Annotated in this window: 12 protein-coding genes, 4 tRNA genes and 1 pseudogene; 14 read left to right on the forward strand and 3 right to left on the reverse strand. The window is 60.1% G+C overall.

Translation table 11 applies throughout. From position 1 onward, the window contains the following. Positions 1-281: 281 nt before the first annotated feature. A pseudogene (locus tag PCA31118_RS20600) lies at positions 282-1,333 on the reverse strand (IS3 family transposase); the annotation flags it as partial. 455 nt (positions 1,334-1,788) lie between these two features. On the opposite strand from PCA31118_RS20600, the gene PCA31118_RS20605 reads away from it, so the two are divergent. From PCA31118_RS20605 to rplL, 11 genes are all read left to right on the forward strand, one after another. Beyond that, positions 1,789-1,874: transfer RNA gene (locus tag PCA31118_RS20605), tRNA-Tyr, on the forward strand. Positions 1,875-1,948: 74 nt separating this feature from the next. Next, positions 1,949-2,022, forward strand: a tRNA-Gly gene (locus PCA31118_RS20610). 34 nt (positions 2,023-2,056) lie between these two features. Next, a tRNA-Thr gene (locus PCA31118_RS20615) sits at positions 2,057-2,131 on the forward strand. A 70-nt stretch (positions 2,132-2,201) separates the two neighbouring features. Continuing rightward, a complete protein-coding gene (tuf, locus tag PCA31118_RS20620) occupies positions 2,202-3,392 on the forward strand; it encodes an elongation factor Tu (protein WP_044457352.1) in 1,191 nt (396 codons plus the stop codon). Between the two features lie 64 nt (positions 3,393-3,456). Further along, positions 3,457-3,532 (forward strand) — tRNA-Trp (locus PCA31118_RS20625). Between the two features lie 22 nt (positions 3,533-3,554). Further along, positions 3,555-3,935 (forward strand): preprotein translocase subunit SecE, encoded by a 381-nt coding sequence (secE, locus tag PCA31118_RS20630; protein ID WP_150626932.1) that lies wholly within the window; start codon positions 3,555-3,557, stop codon positions 3,933-3,935. A gap of 1 nt (position 3,936) precedes the next feature. Further along, positions 3,937-4,494, forward strand: a complete 558-nt coding sequence (nusG, locus tag PCA31118_RS20635; protein WP_044457350.1) for a transcription termination/antitermination protein NusG — start codon at positions 3,937-3,939, stop codon at positions 4,492-4,494. A 144-nt stretch (positions 4,495-4,638) separates the two neighbouring features. After that, positions 4,639-5,070 (forward strand): 50S ribosomal protein L11, encoded by a 432-nt coding sequence (gene rplK / locus PCA31118_RS20640; protein ID WP_039393782.1) that lies wholly within the window; start codon positions 4,639-4,641, stop codon positions 5,068-5,070. Further along, positions 5,070-5,765 carry a 50S ribosomal protein L1 gene (rplA, locus tag PCA31118_RS20645; protein WP_044457349.1) on the forward strand — a complete coding sequence of 232 codons (696 nt, stop codon included), beginning with the start codon at positions 5,070-5,072 and terminating at the stop codon, positions 5,763-5,765. Before rplK ends, rplA begins: the two co-directional genes overlap by 1 nt. Positions 5,766-6,084: 319 nt before the next feature. Continuing rightward, positions 6,085-6,582: a 50S ribosomal protein L10 gene (gene rplJ / locus PCA31118_RS20650; protein ID WP_039393778.1), complete on the forward strand. Its 498-nt coding sequence runs from the start codon at positions 6,085-6,087 to the stop codon at positions 6,580-6,582. A gap of 60 nt (positions 6,583-6,642) precedes the next feature. Continuing rightward, on the forward strand, positions 6,643-7,020 hold the full coding sequence (rplL, locus tag PCA31118_RS20655) for a 50S ribosomal protein L7/L12 (protein ID WP_023593799.1): 378 nt from the start codon (positions 6,643-6,645) through the stop codon (positions 7,018-7,020). A 40-nt stretch (positions 7,021-7,060) separates the two neighbouring features. On the opposite strand, the gene PCA31118_RS20660 is transcribed toward rplL, so the two are convergent. After that, positions 7,061-7,306, reverse strand: a complete 246-nt coding sequence (locus tag PCA31118_RS20660) for a hypothetical protein (RefSeq protein ID WP_150626933.1) — start codon at positions 7,304-7,306, stop codon at positions 7,061-7,063. A gap of 221 nt (positions 7,307-7,527) precedes the next feature. On the opposite strand from PCA31118_RS20660, the gene rpoB reads away from it, so the two are divergent. The 3 genes from rpoB to PCA31118_RS20675 all read left to right on the forward strand — a co-directional run bounded on the left by rpoB (position 7,528) and on the right by PCA31118_RS20675 (position 17,516). Further along, positions 7,528-11,634, forward strand: coding sequence for a DNA-directed RNA polymerase subunit beta (rpoB, locus tag PCA31118_RS20665; RefSeq protein ID WP_044457348.1), 4,107 nt, complete (start codon positions 7,528-7,530; stop codon positions 11,632-11,634). 26 nt (positions 11,635-11,660) lie between these two features. Continuing rightward, on the forward strand, positions 11,661-15,872 hold the full coding sequence (rpoC, locus tag PCA31118_RS20670; protein ID WP_150626934.1) for a DNA-directed RNA polymerase subunit beta': 4,212 nt from the start codon (positions 11,661-11,663) through the stop codon (positions 15,870-15,872). 219 nt (positions 15,873-16,091) lie between these two features. Then, entirely contained in the window at positions 16,092-17,516 is a 1,425-nt protein-coding gene (locus PCA31118_RS20675; RefSeq protein ID WP_150626935.1) for a mannose-1-phosphate guanylyltransferase/mannose-6-phosphate isomerase, read from the forward strand. Between the two features lie 123 nt (positions 17,517-17,639). On the opposite strand, the gene PCA31118_RS20680 is transcribed toward PCA31118_RS20675, so the two are convergent. Continuing rightward, positions 17,640-19,691 carry a TonB-dependent receptor family protein gene (locus PCA31118_RS20680; RefSeq protein ID WP_150626936.1) on the reverse strand — a complete coding sequence of 684 codons (2,052 nt, stop codon included), beginning with the start codon at positions 19,689-19,691 and terminating at the stop codon, positions 17,640-17,642. Between the last annotated feature and the right edge of the window lie 278 nt (positions 19,692-19,969).

The following is a 19,969-nucleotide window of genomic DNA, read 5'->3' on the forward strand; positions in this document are numbered from 1 at the left end:
CCGCATTCACGCCACTCCAGTCCATCGCATGGCGCGTGCATTGGGAACGCTATAAGTCCTGAGGCTCGGTTGGCGCCCGGTTGATCCTCGTAGCTACCCCGTTCATTGGTTCCTCCGCGCGATAGCTTCGCATCGAGCTAGAGGCCGACCCTTGCGACGCCGGGGCCGGGCGATGCCCTCATATAGGAGCGTCTGACCTGACGGATATTTTCGTACCACTGGCGTTTAGAAAATCGCGGCCCCGGTGGTTGAACTACATTCGCTAACCCGACGGAATTCGTTGGGTGCAGGTACCGCGAACTCGAATGCGGGCGCGCCTCGTCGTGTTGCGTCCGCCAGTCCTAGATCACGATCTTCGCTTCAATCCGATTGCGAAGCCACTCCATCGCCAAACATTCGTCACGGAACTTCCCGTTGGAGCTCTCGTTGGATCCGTTCTGCCAAGGCTTGCCCGAATCAATCAACGCTGTCTCGATCCGCTCCTGGATCGCCCACTTCAACAGCGCTGTGCTGACAAATTCCGGCCGATTGTCCGGCCGAAGACAACGGGGCGCGCCGTGCACGCTGATCAACCGGCTTAGCACTTCAACGACTCGACGAGAGCGAATTGATCCCGCCACGTCGATCGCCAGGCATTCCCGCGTATATTCGTCGACCACCGTCAGGCATTTGACTTGTTGGCCATTCGCGCAGGCGTCAAACACGAAGTCATAGCACCAAACCGAGTTGCGAGCCGCCGGTGCGTGGGGCCTTGGACGACTGCCTGCAACGCGGCGTCTGCGATGTTTTTTGGGCACTTGCAAACCCGCCTGCGCCCAGAACGAAGCACATCGCTCACGACCGAGCACGATGCCTTCGCGCCCTAGTAACACTCGAATGCGGTGCGAACCGAAGCGCGGGAATTGCCCCGACAATGCTCGCATCGCATCGATCACTGGCGCGTTCTTGCTCGGCATCTTGAGCTCGTAACCCAAGCTCGAACGGCTGACCTGCATCAGCGTGCACGTGCGCCGTTGGCTCAAGCCCCGCGCCATCGCAAACCGGGCTTGCTCACAGCGAGCCTGCACGCTCATCACTTTCTCGCGCCGATCTCCTTCAGAACTTGGATATCGAGTGCCCGGTCGGCGACCAGTTTCTTCAGTCGTACGCTCTCCCCCTCTAGTGCTTCGAGGCGCTTGACGTCGTCGCTGACCATTTCACCGAAGCGCTTGCGCCACGCGTAGATCGACGCTTCGCTCACGCCGTGGCGCTTAGCCACCTCGGGCATCGTGTCTCGATCTGCCTCATGAAGTATCCGAACAATCTGCTCGTCGTTGTACCGGCTTTTCTTCATACCAACTCCTCATGAGCTGAGGAGCCATTCTCTAGATTTCTTTGGTACGAAATTCCACGGGCAGGTCAACACCAGTTGGGTTTGGGCGCGTAATGGCGGCTCAGTGCTGTCGCTGGATATCGCCGTAGATGGCTGCAACGATCCAAGAATGACTATTTCCGTCGGGAGTGCAGGAAGGCGAAGTCAGCTGTCGGCGGATCGACAGCTTATCCCCGCTGGGAGCGGGCGCAAATCGACGAATCGCAATGCCAATGTTGCCGGTCGAGGTCCTTTCGGCAGGAAGGGGTGGCCGAGCAGCGGGAGGGCGCCTCTCGAATCTGCATATATCGCGAAAAATCAACGACTTGCCGCACGTAGCTAAATTTTGATGAAGGGCAGGCATAGAAACTGCATATTTAATGCGTCGAAGGTGTTGACAAGGCGAGGGGACATCTCCATAATTGCAAATTCTCTGCGGAGGGGTGCCCGAGTGGCTAAAGGGGGCAGACTGTAAATCTGTTGGCTTACGCCTACGTTGGTTCGAATCCAACCTCCTCCACCAGAATGCGGAAGTAATAAGCGCCGGAAACATGAGTCTCCGGCGCTTGTTACCAAGTGGCGAGAGTCAGAATCCAAGCGGGTGTAGCTCAATGGTAGAGCAGAAGCCTTCCAAGCTTATGACGAGGGTTCGATTCCCTTCACCCGCTCCAGGTGACGCGCAGACGAAGTAGCAGTACAGGATTCGCCCATGTGGCTCAGTGGTAGAGCACTCCCTTGGTAAGGGAGAGGTCGGCAGTTCGATCCTGCCCATGGGCACCAAAAGATAGTGAAGCGCGGCAATCAACATGCCGAGCAACCTCGGCAATAGATAACCCGTTAGGAGTCGGAAATGGCAAAGGAAAAATTCGAGCGGACTAAGCCGCACGTGAACGTCGGCACCATCGGTCACGTTGACCATGGCAAGACCACCCTGACGGCCGCTATCGCAACGGTCCTGTCGTCGAAGTTCGGCGGTCAGGCCAAGAAGTACGACGAAATCGACGCAGCGCCGGAAGAAAAGGCACGCGGTATTACCATCAACACCGCGCACATCGAGTACGAAACGGCTAACCGCCACTACGCACACGTTGACTGCCCGGGCCACGCCGACTACGTCAAGAACATGATTACCGGTGCTGCCCAGATGGACGGCGCTATCCTGGTTTGCTCGGCTGCTGACGGCCCGATGCCGCAAACGCGTGAGCACATCCTGCTGGCCCGTCAGGTTGGCGTGCCGTACATCATCGTGTTCCTGAACAAGTGCGACATGGTCGACGACGCCGAGCTGCTCGAGCTGGTCGAAATGGAAGTTCGCGAACTTCTGACCAAGTACGAGTTCCCGGGCGACGATCTGCCGATCATCAAGGGCTCTGCCAAGCTGGCGCTGGAAGGCGACAAGGGCGAGCTGGGTGAAGTGGCCATCATGGCTCTGGCCGATGCGCTGGATTCGTACATTCCGACGCCGGAACGTGCTATCGACAAGACGTTCCTGATGCCGGTCGAAGACGTGTTCTCGATCTCGGGTCGCGGTACGGTGGTGACGGGTCGCGTTGAGTCGGGCGTGATCAAGGTCGGCGAAGAAATCGAAATCGTCGGTATCGTCCCGACGGTCAAGACGATTTGCACGGGCGTTGAAATGTTCCGCAAGCTGCTTGACCAAGGTCAGGCAGGCGACAACGTCGGTATTCTGCTGCGCGGCACGAAGCGTGAAGAAGTTCAGCGTGGTCAGGTTCTTGCCAAGCCGGGCTCGATCAAGCCGCACACGGACTTCACGGGCGAGGTTTACATTCTGTCGAAGGATGAAGGTGGTCGTCACACCCCGTTCTTCAACAACTACCGTCCGCAGTTCTACTTCCGTACGACGGACGTGACGGGTTCGATCAGCCTGCCGGAAGGCAAGGAAATGGTCATGCCGGGCGACAACGTTTCGATCACGGTCAAGCTGATCGCTCCGATCGCCATGACCGAAGGTCTGCGTTTCGCAATCCGCGAAGGTGGCCGTACTGTCGGCGCCGGCGTGGTTGCAACGATCGTAGCTTAAGCCGGTACCTTAACGGTCCGCGCTTACGGGGTCAGCTTTTGGCGGCTGGCCCCTCTGCTGTTTTAGGGGTATAGCTCAACTGGCAGAGCGTCGGTCTCCAAAACCGAAGGTTGGGGGTTCGATTCCCTCTGCCCCTGCCAAACAACTGTCTGCAAGCTGGAAATGGCGAATTCTCCTGTAGAAACTGTACGTACGACTGGCGACAAGCTGCTGCTGGCCGTGGCCGGGCTGCTGGTCGTTGCCGGCGTCGTCGCGTTCTACACTTTGGAGCAACAGGCGCTGTATGTGCGCGTTGCCGCCATCGTTGTCATTCTGGTGATTGCAGCTTTTGTGGCATTGATGTCGCAAACCGGCAAGGGCTTCCTGGCTTTTGCTAAGGATGCGTACAAGGAAGTGGGTAAGGTCGTTTGGCCGACCCGTAAAGAGGCCGCCCAAACGACTGCGATTGTCTTCGCGTTCGTCATCGTGATGGCGCTGTATCTGTGGATCAGCGACAAGACGATTGAATGGGCGGTGTTCTCTTTGATTCTAGGCTGGAAGTGATATGTCTGATACCGGAGCTGCACCGAGCAAGAAGCGCTGGTACGTCATTCATGCCTACTCCGGCATGGAAAAAAGCGTAGCCAAAGCGCTTCAAGAGCGTATTACGCGTGGCGGTATGCAAGATTACTTCGGTCAGATTCTTGTCCCGACCGAAGAAGTTGTTGAAACCACGGCTGGCCATAAGAAAGTCACCGAACGTCGTTTCTTCCCCGGCTACGTGCTGTGCGAGATGGAGATGACCGACGAATCGTGGCACTTGGTGAAGAACACACCCAAGGTCACGGGCTTCATCGGCGGCACGGGTAACCGTCCGACGCCGATTCGCCAGGCAGAAGTCGACAAGATCATGTCGCAAATCAAGGATGGGGTTGAAAAGCCGCGTCCCAAGACGTTGTTCGAAGTGGGTGAGCTGGTTCGAGTCAAGGATGGTCCTTTCACGGACTTCAACGGCTCGGTCGAAGAAGTGAACTACGAAAAAGCCCGCCTCCGCGTATCCGTCACCATCTTTGGACGGGCAACTCCGGTAGAACTGGAGTTCGGACAAGTCGAAAAGATCTAAGAATAAAATGCGCCGGCGCGACGTCCGGCGCGTTTTTGCGTTGGTGACACCCGTCGCCGAGGAGCGTCAGTAGCCAGGTTTCCGGTGAAAGCGCGCTATGACTCAACCCCGAATATGCGCCACATATTCGTTCCGGAGTAAACCATGGCAAAGAAAATCATCGGCTTTATCAAGCTGCAGATTCCTGCAGGTAAAGCCAATCCGTCGCCCCCCGTGGGCCCGGCCCTGGGTCAGCGTGGCCTGAACATCATGGAGTTCTGCAAGGCGTTCAACGCGCAAACGCAGAGCCTCGAACCGGGTCTGCCGATTCCGGTGGTGATCACCGCTTTCGCGGACAAGAGCTTCACGTTCGTCCTGAAGACCCCGCCGGCAACGGTGCTGATCAAGAAGGCTGCCAACCTGCAAAAGGGTTCGGCCAAGCCGCACACCGATAAGGTGGGCAAGATCACCCGCGCACAAGCGGAAGAAATCGCGAAGACCAAGATGCCTGACCTTACCGCCTCCGATCTGGACGCTGCGGTTCGCACCATCGCTGGCAGCGCACGTTCGATGGGCATCACGGTGGAGGGTCTGTAATGGCTAAGATCTCTAAGCGTCAACAAGCACTGGCCGCCAAGGTCGACCGTAACAAGCTGTACCCGGTCGGCGACGCTCTGGCCCTGGTCAAGGAATGCGCAAGCGCCAAGTTCGACGAGTCGATCGACGTCGCCGTCCAGCTGGGCGTGGATGCGAAGAAGTCGGACCAAGTGGTTCGCGGTTCGGTCGTTCTGCCGGCAGGTACCGGTAAGTCGGTTCGCGTGGCTGTTTTCGCCCAAGGCGAAAAGGCTGAGCAAGCCAAGGCTGCCGGCGCTGAAATCGTTGGTATGGAAGACCTCGCCGAGCAGATCAAGGCCGGCAACATGGACTTCGACATCGTGATCGCTTCGCCGGACACGATGCGTATCGTCGGTACGCTGGGCCAGATTCTCGGCCCGCGCGGCCTGATGCCGAACCCGAAGGTTGGCACGGTGACCCCGGACGTGGCCACGGCAGTGAAGAACGCCAAGGCTGGTCAGGTGCAATTCCGCGTCGACAAGGCCGGTATCATCCACGCCACGATCGGTCGCGCATCGTTCGAACCGGCGGCTCTGCAACAGAACCTTTCGGCCCTGCTGGAAGCCCTGACGAAGTCGAAGCCGGCTTCGAGCAAGGGTGTCTACCTGCGCAAGATCGCCTTGTCGAGCACGATGGGCGTTGGCGTGCGTGTGGACCAGGCCAGCCTGACGGCCTAAGCGAGACATCGCAATCGCGGGGTGATGGCGTCCCCTGCGATGGCTGAGATCCTTGAGATCGACAGCCTGTAGCAAAAGACTTTGGGCGGAAGCGGCATCTTCGGAGATCGCTTCCGGTTATCAAAGACCGTTGGCGGGAATGGGCATTCACTGACACTCCCTTAATACGCCAGCCAACGCAGATGGCGAACCCGAACAAGTTATGCAGTCAAGCCGTCGCACGCGGGCAACCGGTGCGGGGGTTGAAACTCCAGACATGTCGGTAAGCCGTTAGTGGAACGGCATCACCATGAGGTGATGTCAATTTTGGAGGTTAACCGTGGCACTTAATCTTGATGATAAGAAAGCCGTCGTGGCAGAAGTTTCGGCGCAAGTCGCCGCCGCTTCGACCATCGTTGTGGCTGAATATCGCGGAATCACGGTTGGCGATCTGACGAAGCTTCGCGCCAACGCGCGTCAGCAAGGCGTCTACCTGCGCGTTCTGAAGAACACGCTGGCACGTCGTGCAGTGGAAAACACTGCATTTGCTGACCTGGCTGAGCAGATGACCGGTCCTCTGATCTACGGTATCTCGACGGATCCCGTAGCCGCTGCGAAAGTCTTGAACGACTTTTCGAAGGGCAACGACAAGTTGATCTTGAAGGCCGGCTCGTACGACGGCAAGGTGATGGACAAGGCAGGCGTGCAAGCGCTGGCCTCGATCCCGAGCCGCGACGAACTGCTCGCGAAGTTGCTGGGTGTCATGCAAGCGCCGGTTTCCGGCTTTGCTCGCGTCCTGGCTGCCGTGGCAGAGAAGAAGCAAGCGGAAGCTGCTTAATTCTCTCTTCGGTTACACGATCGCTGACTTCGGTCCGAACACAATCTAGGAGTTTTACAAATGGCAATCACGAAAGACGAAATCATCGAAGCCGTAGGCGCGATGTCGGTTATGGAACTGAACGACCTGGTCAAGGCGTTCGAAGAGAAGTTCGGCGTGTCGGCTGCTGCCCTGGCAGTTGCTGGCCCGGCTGGCGCTGGCGGCGGTGCTGCTGCTGCTGAAGAGCAAACCGAATTCAACGTCATCCTGGCAGAAGTCGGTGCAAACAAGGTCGGCGTCATTAAGGCCGTCCGCGAAATCACCGGCCTGGGCCTGAAGGAAGCCAAGGATCTGGTTGATGGCGCTCCGAAGGCTGTCAAGGAAGGCGTCGACAAGGCTGCTGCTGACGAAGCCAAGAAGAAGCTGGAAGAAGCCGGCGCCAAGGTCGAAGTCAAGTAATTCGACTCTGCGCGTAGGGAAGGCTGGCGACGAAATGTCGTCAGCCTTTTTGTGCTTTCAGGAGATGCAAATCCCAAAATTGGGATTCCAAATTCGAAAGCCGGCGTGAATCTGCGCCAAGTGTTTGAAAATCAAGCGATTTCGTCGGGCAAGGGTTTGCTCGCAACGTTTCAAACGCATGTTCCACCCTGAGTGGCACGCAATGACGGCCGTTATGCCGCATTGAAGAAGTGACCGAGAGGCCAAAGAAAAAATCGCGATGGAACATGCTCGGCATGCGATCCATGACGGTTTTCTCTTTGTCTTCTGAAGCGACTGCAGAAGGCAAGTTTGGTCGGGCGACGGGCAACACAGGCATCCGTCGCCGTCAGCCAGCGGTTGGTAGCGGCCAACCACCAAGCTCGTTGCTCCGCGGCAAGCCCGCCGTGGGGGACGTCTGGTCTCAGTCGATGAACACCCGTTGACGATGCCTGCCGTCGTCGTCAGCGTAGTGATTCGGAGATCGTAATGCACTATTCCTTCACCGAGAAGAAACGCATTCGCAAGAGTTTTGCGAAGCGTCCGACCGTGCACAAGGTGCCGTTTTTGCTGGCCACCCAGCTCGCCTCGTACACATCGTTCTTGCAGGCCGATACGCTTGCATCGGAGCGGAAGCCGGAGGGTCTGCAAGCAGCCTTCTCCTCCATTTTCCCGATCGTTTCTCACAACGGGTTCGCACGCCTCGAGTTCGTCAGCTATCTGCTCGGCACTCCCGCGTTCGATGTCAAGGAATGTCAACAGCGCGGCCTGACCTTCTGCTCGGCCCTGCGCGCCAAGGTTCGTCTGGTGATTCTCGACAAGGAATCGCCGAACAAGCCGGTAGTGAAGGAAGTCAAGGAACAGGAAGTGTACATGGGCGAAATTCCGCTCATGACATCGACGGGTTCCTTCGTCATCAATGGCACGGAACGTGTCATCGTCTCGCAGCTGCACCGCTCGCCTGGCGTGTTCTTCGAACACGACAAGGGCAAGACGCACAGCTCGGGCAAACTGCTGTTCTCCGCGCGTATCATTCCGTACCGCGGTTCTTGGCTCGACTTCGAATTCGATCCGAAGGACATCCTGTACTTCCGCGTTGACCGCCGTCGCAAGATGCCGGTCACGATCCTGCTCAAGGCTATCGGCCTGACGCCGGAACAGATCCTCGCGAACTTCTTCGTGTTCGACAACTTCAAGCTGATGCCGGAAGGCGCGCAGATGGAGTTCGTGCCGGAGCGTCTGCGCGGTGAAGTCGCGCGTTTCGACATTACGGATCGCGAAGGCAAGGTCATCGTCCAGAAGGACAAGCGCGTCAACGCGAAACACATCCGCGACCTGGAGAACGCCAACACCAAGTTCATCTCGGTGCCGGAAGACTATCTCCTCGGCCGTGTGCTCGCGAAGAACGTGATCGATGGCGATACCGGTGAAGTGATCGCCAACGCCAACGACGAAATCACCGAAAGCGTGCTGGTCAAGCTGCGCGAGTCGGGCGTGTCGGACATCCAGACGCTGTACACGAACGATCTGGATCAGGGTTCGTACATCTCGGCCACGCTGCGTATCGACGAAACCGCAGACCAGACAGCAGCGCGTATCGCGATCTACCGCATGATGCGCCCGGGCGAGCCGCCGACCGAAGACGCGGTCGAGGCCCTGTTCAACCGTCTGTTCTACAGCGAAGAAGCGTACGACCTGTCGAAGGTGGGTCGTATGAAGTTCAACCGCCGTGTCGGCCGCGACGAAGTGCTCGGACCGATGACGCTGGAAGACGACGACATTCTCGCGACCATCAAGATCCTCGTGGATCTGCGTAACGGCCGCGGCGAAGTCGACGACATCGACCACCTGGGCAACCGCCGTGTGCGTTGTGTCGGCGAACTGGCGGAAAACCAGTTCCGCGCCGGTCTGGTGCGTGTCGAGCGCGCTGTGAAGGAACGTCTGGGTCAGGCCGAGTCGGAAAACCTGATGCCGCACGACCTGATCAACAGCAAGCCGATTTCGTCGGCCATTCGCGAGTTCTTCGGTTCGTCGCAGCTGTCGCAGTTCATGGACCAGACCAACCCGCTGTCGGAAATCACGCACAAGCGTCGCGTTTCCGCACTGGGCCCGGGCGGCCTGACGCGCGAGCGCGCAGGCTTCGAAGTGCGCGACGTGCACCCGACCCACTATGGCCGCGTGTGCCCGATCGAAACGCCGGAAGGTCCGAACATCGGTCTGATCAACTCGCTGGCACTGTACGCCCGCCTGAACGAATACGGCTTCCTGGAAACGCCGTATCGCAAGGTGGTGGACGGCAAGGTCACCGACCAGATCGACTATCTGTCGGCCATTGAAGAAGGTCGTTACGTGATCGCTCAGGCGAACGCGTCGATCGGCGCCAACGGCGAACTCACCGACGAACTGGTGTCGTCGCGTGAAGCCGGCGAAACGCTGATGGTCACGCCGGACCGCATCCAGTACATGGACGTGGCGCCGTCGCAGATCGTCTCGGTCGCAGCCTCGCTGATCCCGTTCCTCGAACACGATGACGCGAACCGCGCATTGATGGGTTCGAACATGCAGCGCCAGGCCGTGCCTTGCCTGCGTCCGGAAAAGGCGGTCGTCGGTACGGGTATCGAACGTACGGTGGCAGTCGACTCGGGTACGACCGTGCAGGCATTCCGTGGCGGCGTGGTCGATTACGTCGACGCCGGCCGTGTGGTGATTCGCGTGAACGACGATGAAGCCGTTGCCGGTGAAGTCGGCGTGGACATCTACAACCTGATCAAGTACACGCGTTCGAACCAGAACACCAACATCAACCAGCGCCCGATCGTGGAAGTGGGCGACAAGGTGGCGCGCGGCGATGTGATCGCCGACGGCGCGTCGACCGACCTGGGTGAGCTGGCGCTGGGTCAGAACATGCTGATCGCGTTCATGCCGTGGAACGGCTACAACTTCGAAGACTCGATCCTGATCTCGGAGCGTGTCGTTGCGGAAGACCGTTACACGTCGATCCACATCGAAGAGCTGAACGTGGTCGCTCGCGACACGAAGCTCGGACCGGAAGAAATCACGCGCGACATCTCGAACCTGGCGGAAGTGCAACTGAGCCGTCTGGACGAGTCGGGCATCGTGTACATCGGTGCGGAAGTCGAAGCGGGCGACGTGCTGGTGGGCAAGGTCACGCCGAAGGGCGAAACCCAGCTCACGCCGGAAGAAAAGCTGCTGCGCGCGATTTTTGGCGAGAAGGCTTCGGACGTGAAGGACACCTCGCTGCGCGTGCCGTCGGGCATGAGCGGCACCGTCATCGACGTGCAGGTGTTCACGCGTGAAGGCATCCAGCGCGACAAGCGTGCTCAGCAGATCATCGACGATGAGCTGAAGGGCTACCGCCTGGACCTGAACGACCAGCTGCGTATCGTGGAAGGCGACGCATTCCAGCGTCTGGAGCGTTTCCTGGTTGGCAAGACGGCCAACGGCGGCCCGAAGAAACTGGCCAAGGGCACCAAGATCACCAAGGAATACCTGGCCGATCTGGATCGCTACCACTGGTTCGACATTCGTCTGGCGGACGACGAAGGTGCGCAACAGCTCGAGCAGATCAAGGAATCGATCGAGCAGAAGCGTCACTCGTTCGACCTCGCCTTCGAAGAGAAGCGCAAGAAGCTCACGCAAGGCGACGAACTGCCGCCGGGCGTGCTGAAGATGGTCAAGGTGTACCTGGCGGTCAAGCGTCGTCTGCAACCTGGCGACAAGATGGCCGGCCGTCACGGTAACAAGGGTGTGGTCTCGAAGATCGTGCCGATCGAGGATATGCCGTACATGGCCGACGGCCGTCCGGCGGACATCGTGCTCAACCCGCTCGGCGTGCCGTCGCGGATGAACGTGGGTCAGATTCTCGAATCGCACCTCGGCTGGGCAGCGAAGGGTCTGGGCTGGCGCATCGGCGAAATGCTGCAAGCGCACACCAAGGTCCAGGAAATTCGCAAGTTCCTGACGAAGATCTACAACGAGAGCGGTCAGCAAGAAGATATCGACAGCCTGTCGGACGACGAAGTCATGTCGCTCGCTCGCAACCTGCAGAACGGTGTTCCGTTCGCGACGCCGGTGTTCGACGGTGCGCATGAAGAGGAAATCCGTCGCATGCTGGATCTGGCGTTCCCGGATCACATCGCGAAGGAACTCGGCATGACCAAGTCGAAGAACCAGGTCACGCTGTATGACGGTCGCACCGGTGAAGCCTTCGAGCGTACGGTCACTTGCGGCTTCATGCACATGCTCAAGCTGCACCACCTGGTCGACGACAAGATGCACGCACGTTCGACCGGTCCGTACTCGCTGGTGACGCAACAGCCGTTGGGCGGTAAGGCTCAGTTCGGTGGTCAGCGCTTCGGTGAAATGGAAGTGTGGGCACTGGAAGCCTACGGCGCATCGTATGTGCTGCAGGAAATGCTGACGGTGAAGTCGGATGACGTGACGGGTCGTACGAAGGTGTACGAGAACCTCGTCAAGGGCGATCACGTGATCGATGCCGGTATGCCGGAGTCGTTCAACGTGCTGGTCAAGGAAATCCGTTCGCTCGGTATCGATATCGACCTGGAGCGCGGTTAATCGCGTTCAGGCAACAGGAGAAAGCAATGAAAGCTTTGCTCGATCTATTCAAGCAAGTCCAGCAGGACGAACAGTTCGACGCGATCAAGATCGGTCTGGCTTCGCCGGACAAGATCCGCTCGTGGTCGTTCGGTGAAGTGAAGAAGCCGGAGACGATCAACTACCGGACCTTCAAGCCCGAGCGCGACGGTTTGTTCTGTGCAAAGATCTTCGGTCCGATCAAGGACTACGAATGCCTTTGCGGCAAGTACAAGCGCCTGAAGCACCGTGGCGTGATCTGCGAGAAGTGCGGCGTGGAAGTGACGCTGGCCAAGGTGCGCCGTGAGCGCATGGGCCACATCGAACTGGCTTCGCCGGTTGCGCACATCTGGTTCCTGAAGTCGCTCCCGTCGCGTCTGGGCATGGTGCTCGACATGACGCTGCGCGACATCGAACGCGTGCTGTACTTCGAAGCGTACGTGGTCCTCGAACCGGGCATGACGCCGCTCAAGCGTTGCCAGATCATGACCGAGGAGGATTACTACAACAAGGTCGAGGAATACGGCGACGAATTCCGTGCCGAGATGGGCGCGGAAGGCGTGCGCGAGCTGCTGCGCTCGATCGACATCGACCAGCAGGTCGAGCATCTGCGCGCCGAGCTGCAGGCCACGGGCTCGGAAGCGAAGATCAAGAAGTACGCCAAGCGCCTGAAGGTGCTCGAGGCATTCCAGCGCTCGGGCATCAAGCCCGAGTGGATGGTGCTCGAAGTGCTGCCGGTGCTCCCGCCTGAGCTGCGCCCGCTGGTGCCGCTCGACGGTGGCCGCTTCGCGACCTCGGACCTGAACGATCTGTATCGCCGCGTCATCAACCGTAACAACCGTCTGAAGCGTCTGCTCGAGCTCAAGGCCCCGGACATCATCGTGCGCAACGAAAAGCGCATGCTGCAGGAGTCCGTGGACTCGCTGCTCGACAACGGTCGCCGCGGCAAGGCGATGACCGGTGCGAACAAGCGTCCGCTCAAGTCGCTGGCCGACATGATCAAGGGCAAGAGCGGTCGTTTCCGTCAGAACCTGCTGGGTAAGCGCGTCGACTACTCGGGCCGTTCGGTGATTACCGTGGGCCCGACGCTCAAGCTGCATCAGTGCGGTCTGCCGAAGCTCATGGCGCTCGAACTCTTCAAGCCGTTCATCTTCCACAAACTGGAAGTGATGGGCGTGGCCACGACCATCAAGGCCGCGAAGAAGGAAGTCGAGAACCAGACGCCGGTGGTGTGGGACATCCTCGAAGATGTGATCCGCGAACACCCGATCATGCTCAACCGCGCACCGACGCTGCACCGCCTGGGTATTCAGGCGTTCGAGCCGGTGCTGATCGAAGGCAAGGCAATTCAGCTTCACCCGCTGGTTTGCGCGGCGTTCAACGCCGACTTCGACGGTGACCAGATGGCCGTTCACGTGCCGCTGTCGCTCGAAGCGCAGATGGAAGCGCGTACCCTGATGCTGGCCTCGAACAACGTGTTGTTCCCGGCCAACGGCGATCCGTCGATCGTGCCGTCGCAGGATATCGTGCTGGGTCTGTACTACGCGACCCGCGACAAGATCAACGGCAAGGGCGAAGGCCTGTCGTTCATCGACGTCTCGGAAGTGCTGCGTGCGTACGACAACAAGGAAGTCGAACTGGCTTCGCGTGTGAACGTGCGTATCACGGAGTACACGGTCGATCCGGAAACGGGCGAGAAGACGCCGAAGGTCACGCTGTACCCGACGACCGTCGGCCGCGCGATCCTGTCGGAAATTCTGCCGCCGGGCCTGCCGTTCTCGGTGCTGAACAAGTCGCTCAAGAAGAAGGAAATCTCGAAGCTGATCAACACGGCGTTCCGTCGTTGCGGTCTGCGCGAGACGGTGATTTTCGTCGACAAGCTGATGCAGTCGGGCTTCCGCCTGGCAACGCGTGCCGGTATCTCGATCTGCGTCGACGACATGCTCGTGCCGACGAAGAAGGAAGAGCTGATCGGCGAAGCATCGAAGAAGGTCAAGGAATACGACCGTCAGTACATGTCGGGTCTGGTCACGGCGCAAGAGCGTTACAACAACGTCGTGGACATTTGGGGTGCTACCGGTGACGCCGTGGGTAAGGCGATGATGGAGCAGCTCTCGAAGGAGAAGACGACCGACCGCGATGGCAACGTCGTGGAGCAGGAGTCGTTCAACTCGATTTACATGATGGCCGACTCCGGTGCTCGCGGTTCGAGCGCCCAGATTCGCCAGCTCGCCGGTATGCGTGGCCTGATGGCCAAGCCGGACGGCTCGATCATCGAGACGCCGATTACCGCGAACTTCCGCGAAGGCCTGAACGTGTTGCAGTACTTCATCTCGACCCACGGTGCACGTAAGGGTCTGGCCGATACGGCACTGAAGACGGCAAACTCGGGTTACCTGACGCGTCGTCTGGTCGACGTGACTCAGGATCTGGTCGTGGTCGAAGACGATTGCGGCACGAGCAACGGCGTGGCGATGAAGGCGCTGGTCGAGGGCGGTGAAGTGGTCGAAGCCCTGCGTGACCGTATCCTGGGTCGTGTGGCTGTGGCCGATGTCGTGAATCCGGAAACGCAGGAAACGGTGTACGAAGCGGGCACGCTGCTCGATGAAGACGTCGTCGAAATGATCGAAACGCTGGGTATCGACGAAGTGCGCGTTCGCACGCCGCTGACCTGCGATACGCGTTTCGGTCTGTGCGCCGCATGCTATGGCCGCGATCTGGGCCGTGGTACGCGTGTGAACGTCGGCGAAGCGGTGGGTGTGATCGCCGCGCAGTCGATCGGTGAACCGGGCACGCAGCTCACGATGCGTACGTTCCACATCGGTGGCGCGGCGTCGCGTGCGGCAGTGGCCTCGTCGATCGAAGCCAAGTCGAACGGTACGGTTCGCTTCACGGCAACCATGCGTTACGTGACGAACGGCAAGGGCGAGCAGATCGCGATCTCGCGTTCGGGCGAAGTCCTGATCACGGACGATCACGGTCGCGAGCGCGAGCGTCACAAGGTGCCGTACGGCGCCACGCTGCTGCAACTGGACGGCGCACAGGTCAAGGCCGGTGCCCAACTGGCCACGTGGGATCCGCTGACGCGCCCGATCATTACCGAACACGGCGGCTTCGCCAAGTTCGAGAACGTCGAGGAAGGTGTCACGGTCGCCAAGCAGATCGACGATGTGACGGGTCTGTCCACGCTGGTCGTGATCGATCCGAAGCGTCGTGGTCCGGCGTCGAAGAACGTGCGTCCGCAGGTCAAGTTGCTCGACGAGAATGGCGTGGAAGTGAAGATCCCGGGCACCGATCATCCTGTGACGATCGGCTTCCAGGTGGGCGCACTGATCACCATCAAGGACGGTCAGCACGTGCCGGTGGGTGAAGTGCTCGCACGTATCCCGACCGAAGCGCAGAAGACCCGCGACATTACCGGGGGTCTGCCGCGTGTGGCCGAGCTGTTCGAAGCGCGTGCACCGAAGGACGCCGGTATTCTGGCCGAAGTCACGGGCACCACGTCGTTCGGTAAGGACACCAAGGGCAAGCAGCGTCTGGTCATTACCGATCTGGACGGCAACCAGCACGAATTCCTGATTCCGAAGGAAAAGCAGGTGCTGGTGCACGACGGTCAGGTGGTGAACAAGGGCGAAATGATCGTGGACGGCCCGGCCGACCCGCACGACATCCTGCGTTTGCAGGGTATCGAAGCGCTGTCGCGCTACATCGTCGATGAAGTGCAGGACGTGTACCGTTTGCAGGGTGTGAAGATCAACGACAAGCACATCGAGGTGATCGTTCGCCAGATGCTGCGTCGTGTGCAGATCACCGACAACGGCGATACGCGCTTCATCATCGGCGAGCAGGTCGAGCGTTCGGACATGCTCTACGAGAACGACGCCATGATTGCCGCGGACAAGCGCCCGGCGCAGTACGAGAACGTGCTGCTGGGTATTACCAAGGCATCGCTGTCGACGGACTCGTTCATCTCGGCGGCATCGTTCCAGGAAACGACGCGCGTGCTGACCGAAGCCGCCATCATGGGCAAGAAGGACGACCTGCGTGGCCTGAAGGAAAACGTCATCGTCGGCCGTCTGATCCCGGCAGGTACGGGTCTGGCGTATCACAAGGCCCGCAAGGCCCGCGAAACGTCGGATCGCGAGCGTCACGACCAGATCGCTCTGGAAGAGGCGTTTGCCCCGATGCCCACGTCGGTGGAAGAGCCGACCGCAGAGTAAGCGGTATGACATCAGGGCGGGGAGCGCCGGCGAGCGCCGGAACTTCCCACCTGATGTGACGCGACAAGGAAACGGCACCCTTTGCGGGGTGCCGTTTTTCTTTTGCGCGACGGTAAAACAGCGGCAAGCGTCATCGCAATGTCGTTTTAAGTACTTGAAACAACGATATAATTTCCGCTCCCTCCCAGCGATGTGGCGTAGCCTCCTACGAACCGGAATATGGCGATAACTCCTGTAATTCTGTGCGGCGGTAGTGGTACACGTTTATGGCCTCTGTCGCGGGCCAGCTATCCCAAGCAATATCTCGCGCTTGCCGGCTCCGACACATTGCTCCAGCAGACGGTCAGGCGCGTGCGCGCGCTCGACGGCGCCGTGGCGCCGCTGATCATCTCCAACAACGAACAACGCTTTCTCGTGGCCGAGCAGTTGCGCGCCATCGATACGGCGCCGAGCGCCATCGTGCTCGAACCCGTCGCGCGCAATACGGCACCGGCCGTCGCCGTGGCGGCGCTGATCGCCCAGCGTCAGGACGCCGACGCCACGCTGCTCGTGCTACCCTCGGATCACGCCATCGCGCACGAGGCCAAATTCCTCGAAGCGGTGCGCGCGGCCCGCACGCTGGCCGACGACGGTTATCTCGTCACCTTCGGCATTCCCCCGACATCGCCGCATACCGGCTACGGCTATATCCGTCGTGGCAGCGCCACGCAGGTGTGCGCGAGCGGTTTCAACATCGACCAGTTCGTCGAGAAACCGGACGCCGCCAAAGCGGCCGAGCTGATCGCCGCAGGCGACTGCTACTGGAACAGCGGCATGTTCATGTTCAGGGCGTCCACCTATCTGGGCGAACTCGAACGCCTCGCGCCCGAGATGCTTCGGCAGGTCAAAGCCGCTGTCGAGCTCGGCGCGGCGGATATCGATTTCTTCCGTCTCGACAAGGCGAGTCTCGAGGCCTGTCCCTCGGACTCCATCGACTACGCCGTCATGGAGAAGGCGCGCCGCGCCGCCGTGGTGGACGCCGAAGGTCTCGGATGGAACGATATCGGTTCATGGTCGGCGGTCGCGGAGATTGCCGAACGCGACGAAGACGGCAACAGCCTGATCGGCGACGTTGTCGTGCACGGCGTCAAGAACAGCTACGTGCGCAGCGAAAGCCGAATGGTGGCTGCCATCGGCGTGGACAATCTCGTGATCGTCGAGACGCCGGACGTCGTCATGGTCACGTCGAAGGACCATGTGCAGGATGTCAAACGCGTGGTCGAGAAGCTCGTCGCCGACGGTCGTTCGGAGTCGGTGTTCCACCAGCGTGTTTTCCGTCCCTGGGGCGACTATGAAGGCATTTGCGTGGGCGACCGGTTCCAGGTGAAGAAGATCGTCGTGAAGCCCGGCGCGTCGCTGAGCTTGCAGATGCACTTCCATCGCTCGGAGCATTGGGTGGTGGTCAAGGGCACTGCCCGCGTGGTGAACGGCGAGAGCACGGTACTGCTCACGGAGAATCAATCGACGTATATCCCGGTGGGCACCACGCATCGTCTCGAGAATCCGGGCAAAGTGCCGCTGGAGCTCATCGAAGTCCAGTCGGGCGCCTATCTTGGCGAAGACGATATCGTGCGTTTCCAGGACGACTACGGCCGGACGAAGTAGGCACATCGGCGCACATCGGCACACGTTGGCGCACATCGTCGACACCAAAGAAAATCGGCTCACGCAAAGTGAGCCGTTTTTTTTGACGCCGGGCAACCGGGCCGGATCGGACTCGGAACCCGATCAGAACCCGAAGTGCCCCTGCACGTAGACCATACGCGGTGCGCCGACCATGATGCCGCCGTTCTGGTCCGTGTTGCGCGTGTAGAAGCGCTTGTCGAACACGTTGTTCAGACCTACCGTGATGTCGGCGTTCTTGTAGAACGGCAACTTGTACATGGCCTGCAGATTCCACACGCGATACCCCGGCACCTTGCCGTTCGTGCCGTCCGCCGACTGCGCTTCGGTGTTGGCGAGGTCGGCGTACTGCGAGCTCTGGTGTGTCGTCGAGACGTTGAACGTCCACTGACCGATCTCGTAGCGTGCGCCGAGCGTGTCGGTAAAGCGCGAATAGAACGGCACGTCCAGACCCGCCGTCGCGCCGGACTTCTGGATGGCGCGCACGTACGTGAAGTTCGCGTACAGGTTCAGGCCGCGCAACACGCTGTCCCGGTCGAAGGTGTAATCAAGCGCAGTTTCGATGCCGTCGTGATTCGTTGCGCCAATGTTCTGGAAGGTCGCCGGGCTGACGTTCGGCACCTGCAGAATCTGATTGTCGAACTTCATCTTGAAGGCGGTGAGTTCCGCCTTCCAGCGCGCGTCGGTCCAGCGCGTGCCGATTTCAAAGGTGCGGGCGACTTCCGGCTGCAGCGGATTCGTGGCGGACATCGAGTTCAGCTGCGTGTTCTGCACCGGCCCGAACGACGTGCTGTAGTCCGCGAAGATCGTCCACGCACTATTGACCAGATACGACAGGTTCACCGAGGGCAGCGGCTTGTTGTTATCCGTGCGGAAGGTGCTGCCGGACGCTTTGTCGACACGCTGAGACGAGATGAATTCATAACGCACGCCGGGGGTGAAGCGCCAGTTGCCCCATGCCATGCGGTCGTCGATGTAGAACGCGTTGGCGCTCGTGTAGTTGTAGAACGTGGTGGTGGCCGACGTCTTGCCGCTGGCGACATTGACGTTGAAGTTATTGTCGTCGCCGCGTTCGTGAACGTAGCGGTAACCCACCGTCACGTCGTGTGCCGTGGGGCCGAAGAACAGGCGCTGCGTGTAACGCGGTTCGATGCCGAACGTTTCATAGTTGCGCGGCTGGTGAACGGTCACGAGCGGCAGCACCGACAGGTTCGTGAGCGAGCTTTGACGGTAGCTTTCGTTGTAGAACGTACGGATCTCGAATTCCTGCGTGTCGGAAATCGTATTCAGATAGCCGACGTCGAGACCGGTGCGGTTACCGCTCCAATAGTCGTTCGGACGCGTGTTCTGAAACGGATCGGCGTTGTACTGGGCGGCGCTCAGACCGCCCGGTGTCATCGACTTGGCGTCGTAGTACGAAAGCTTGCCGTACACCTGCTGACTCGGCGTGATGTCGTAGCGCCACTTCAATGCCACGTCGTTCACGTTCTCGTTACTGCCCGTGCGCCAGTCGCGCCCGACCATGCCGGAATACAGCAGGGCGAGACCAAGACCGTTATCCATCTGTGTGCCGAGGAACAGGCCGTACTGCGTGTTGGCGCCTCCGCCGGTGGTGTACATGTTCTCGCGAACGGTGGCGTCTGCGCTCAAGCCCGGCGTGTTCGGAATCGAGCGGGTCTTGAAGTTGATCACGCCGCCGACGTTCTGCGGACCATAACGCACCGCGCCACCGCTGCGAACCACGTCGATGCTCTCGATGTTGAACAGGCTCACCGGCGCGAACGACAGTTGCGGCTGGCCGTAGGGCGCCACGGCCAGCGGGATGCCGTCGAGCAGCACCGTGGAGCGCGGGCTGAAACGGCCTGCGAGACCACGAACGCCGATGTTCAGCGAGATGGCGCTACCGGCGCTACTGGAGTTGTCGGTCGCCTGCACGCCGGGAATACGGCGCATGACATCGCCAATGCTCGCTGCGCCGGACGCTTCGATCTGCTCCTTCTTGACGACCGTGCGAGCCCCCGGAAATGTCTTCGCGCTGGTATCCAGCCCTGTGCCGAGCCAGTCGCCGGACACGTTGACCGTGCCGAGCTCGACGTCGGCTTTAGCTTCGGCAGCTGCCGTGGCCTGCTGGGCGTGGGCCATGCCGAGCGTTGCCATGAACAGGGCCGCGGCGCACGCGGTTACGCGAGCGGCGGCCTGGGGCAGGGTTTGAGGGGCGAGGCGATGGGGACCTTGCACGAGAGCGGGGCGGGCGGCGCGTGCACGGCGACTGACGGACATCTTCATCTTGGCTGACCTTCGTGACTGCGAGAGTGTGTGGCGAGTGTGGCGTGCAAGGCCGTGCGACACGGTGCGGGCGCGGCGACGGCGAAGCGGATCGTTATCGGTAATGCGTTGTAATAAAGCGCCGCGAATTATAAATGCAAATCACTCTC

The sequence above is a fragment of the Pandoraea captiosa genome, from assembly GCF_902459775.1.
In the GTDB taxonomy this organism is placed as follows: domain Bacteria; phylum Pseudomonadota; class Gammaproteobacteria; order Burkholderiales; family Burkholderiaceae; genus Pandoraea; species Pandoraea captiosa.